Raw genomic sequence first — 3072 nt, forward strand, 5'->3', positions numbered from 1 at the left:
AAAGGCTTTGCAAATTCTCAAAATCGTGTATAATAAATGAAGTCGAGAAAAAGACTTCGAAAGAAATGAAAAAACACTTGACATCATAACTGATTGGTAGTATGATAGTTAAGTCGCCTGATAAGCGCCCGTAGCTCAATTGGATAGAGCGTTTGACTACGGATCAAAAGGTTAGGGGTTCGACTCCTCTAGGGCGCGCCATTATATAACGGGAAGTAGCTCAGCTTGGTAGAGCACATGGTTTGGGACCATGGGGTCGCAGGTTCGAATCCTGTCTTCCCGACCATTCAAAATATACAAATAGTATGATGGGGCCTTAGCTCAGCTGGGAGAGCGCCTGCCTTGCACGCAGGAGGTCAGCGGTTCGATCCCGCTAGGCTCCACCAACGTGTTCTTTGAAAACTAGATAACAGTGTAGCTCATATTTTTTAATTTTTAGTTTGGTTAAGTTAGAAAGGGCGCACGGTGGATGCCTTGGCACTAGGAGTCGATGAAGGACGGGACTAACACCGATATGCTTCGGGGAGCTGTAAGTAAGCTTTGATCCGAAGATTTCCGAATGGGGAAACCCACTGCTCGTAATGGAGTAGTATCCATATCTGAATACATAGGATATGAGAAGGCAGACCCGGGGAACTGAAACATCTAAGTACCTGGAGGAAGAGAAAGCAAATGCGATTTCCTGAGTAGCGGCGAGCGAAACGGAACATAGCCCAAACCAAGAGGCTTGCCTCTTGGGGTTGTAGGACATTCTATACGGAGTTACAAAGGAACGAGGTAGACGAAGCGACCTGGAAAGGTCCGTCGTAGAGGGTAACAACCCCGTAGTCAAAACTTCGTTCTCTCCTGAATGGATCCTGAGTACGGCGGAACACGTGAAATTCCGTCGGAATCCGGGAGGACCATCTCCCAAGGCTAAATACTCCCTAGTGACCGATAGTGAACCAGTACCGTGAGGGAAAGGTGAAAAGCACCCCGGAAGGGGAGTGAAAGAGATCCTGAAACCGTGTGCCTACAAATAGTCAGAGCCCGTTAATGGGTGATGGCGTGCCTTTTGTAGAATGAACCGGCGAGTTACGATCCCGTGCGAGGTTAAGCTGAAGAGGCGGAGCCGCAGCGAAAGCGAGTCTGAATAGGGCGTTTAGTACGTGGTCGTAGACCCGAAACCAGGTGATCTACCCATGTCCAGGGTGAAGGTAAGGTAACACTTACTGGAGGCCCGAACCCACGCACGTTGAAAAGTGCGGGGATGAGGTGTGGGTAGCGGAGAAATTCCAATCGAACTTGGAGATAGCTGGTTCTCCCCGAAATAGCTTTAGGGCTAGCCTTAAGGTAAGAGTCTTGGAGGTAGAGCACTGTTTGAACTAGGGGTCCTCATCGGATTACCGAATTCAGACAAACTCCGAATGCCAATGACTTATCCTTAGGAGTCAGACTGCGAGTGATAAGATCCGTAGTCAAGAGGGAAACAGCCCAGATCACCAGCTAAGGTCCCAAAGTGTGTATTAAGTGGAAAAGGATGTGGAGTTGCTTAGACAACTAGGATGTTGGCTTAGAAGCAGCCACCATTTAAAGAGTGCGTAATAGCTCACTAGTCGAGTGACTCTGCGCCGAAAATGTACCGGGGCTAAACGTATCACCGAAGCTGTGGATGGACACCGTTGGTGTCCGTGGTAGGAGAGCGTTCTAAGGGCTGTGAAGCCAGACCGGAAGGACTGGTGGAGCGCTTAGAAGTGAGAATGCCGGTATGAGTAGCGAAAGACGGGTGAGAATCCCGTCCACCGAATGCCTAAGGTTTCCTGAGGAAGGCTCGTCCGCTCAGGGTTAGTCGGGACCTAAGCCGAGGCCGACAGGCGTAGGCGATGGACAACAGGTTGATATTCCTGTACCACCTCTTCACCGTTTGAACGATGGGGGGACGCAGGAGGATAGGGTAAGCGCGGTATTGGATATCCGCGTCCAAGCAGTTAGGCTGGGAAATAGGCAAATCCGTTTCCCATAAGGCTGAGCTGTGATGGCGAGCGAAATATAGTAGCGAAGTTCCTGATTCCACACTGCCAAGAAAAGCCTCTAGCGAGGTGAAAGGTGCCCGTACCGCAAACCGACACAGGTAGGCGAGGAGAGAATCCTAAGGTGAGCGAGAGAACTCTCGTTAAGGAACTCGGCAAAATGACCCCGTAACTTCGGGAGAAGGGGTGCTCTGTTAACGGAAAGCCGCAGTGAATAGGCCCAGGCGACTGTTTAGCAAAAACACAGGTCTCTGCGAAGCCGTAAGGCGAAGTATAGGGGCTGACGCCTGCCCGGTGCTGGAAGGTTAAGAGGAGCGCTTAGCGTAAGCGAAGGTGCGAATTGAAGCCCCAGTAAACGGCGGCCGTAACTATAACGGTCCTAAGGTAGCGAAATTCCTTGTCGGGTAAGTTCCGACCCGCACGAAAGGCGCAACGATTTGGGCACTGTCTCAACCAGAGACTCGGTGAAATTATAGTACCTGTGAAGATGCAGGTTACCCGCGACAGGACGGAAAGACCCCGTGGAGCTTTACTGCAGCCTGATATTGAATTTTGGTACAGTTTGTACAGGATAGGTAGGAGCCTTTGAAACCGGAGCGCTAGCTTCGGTGGAGGCATTGGTGGGATACTACCCTGGCTGTATTGACATTCTAACCCGCTGCCCTTATCGGGCAGGGAGACAGTGTCAGGTGGGCAGTTTGACTGGGGCGGTCGCCTCCTAAAAGGTAACGGAGGCGCCCAAAGGTTCCCTCAGAATGGTTGGAAATCATTCGCAGAGTGTAAAGGCACAAGGGAGCTTGACTGCGAGACCTACAAGTCGAGCAGGGACGAAAGTCGGGCTTAGTGATCCGGTGGTTCCGCATGGAAGGGCCATCGCTCAACGGATAAAAGCTACCCCGGGGATAACAGGCTTATCTCCCCCAAGAGTCCACATCGACGGGGAGGTTTGGCACCTCGATGTCGGCTCATCGCATCCTGGGGCTGTAGTCGGTCCCAAGGGTTGGGCTGTTCGCCCATTAAAGCGGTACGCGAGCTGGGTTCAGAACGTCGTGAGACAGTTCGG

The 3072-nt window shown here is 51.6% G+C and carries 3 tRNA genes and 1 rRNA gene; all 4 read left to right on the forward strand.

Annotated elements, in window-relative coordinates:
- The first annotated feature begins 124 nt into the window (after positions 1-124).
- Positions 125-201 (forward strand) — tRNA-Arg (locus ACFCX4_RS35620).
- A gap of 8 nt (positions 202-209) precedes the next feature.
- Positions 210-286, forward strand: a tRNA-Pro gene (locus ACFCX4_RS35625).
- A gap of 24 nt (positions 287-310) precedes the next feature.
- A tRNA-Ala gene (locus ACFCX4_RS35630) sits at positions 311-386 on the forward strand.
- Positions 387-442: 56 nt separating this feature from the next.
- Positions 443-3072 (forward strand): 23S ribosomal RNA (locus ACFCX4_RS35635); the annotation flags it as partial.

It is taken from the genome of Kitasatospora sp. NPDC056327 (assembly GCF_042261735.1).
GTDB lineage: Bacteria > Actinomycetota > Actinomycetes > Streptomycetales > Streptomycetaceae > Kitasatospora.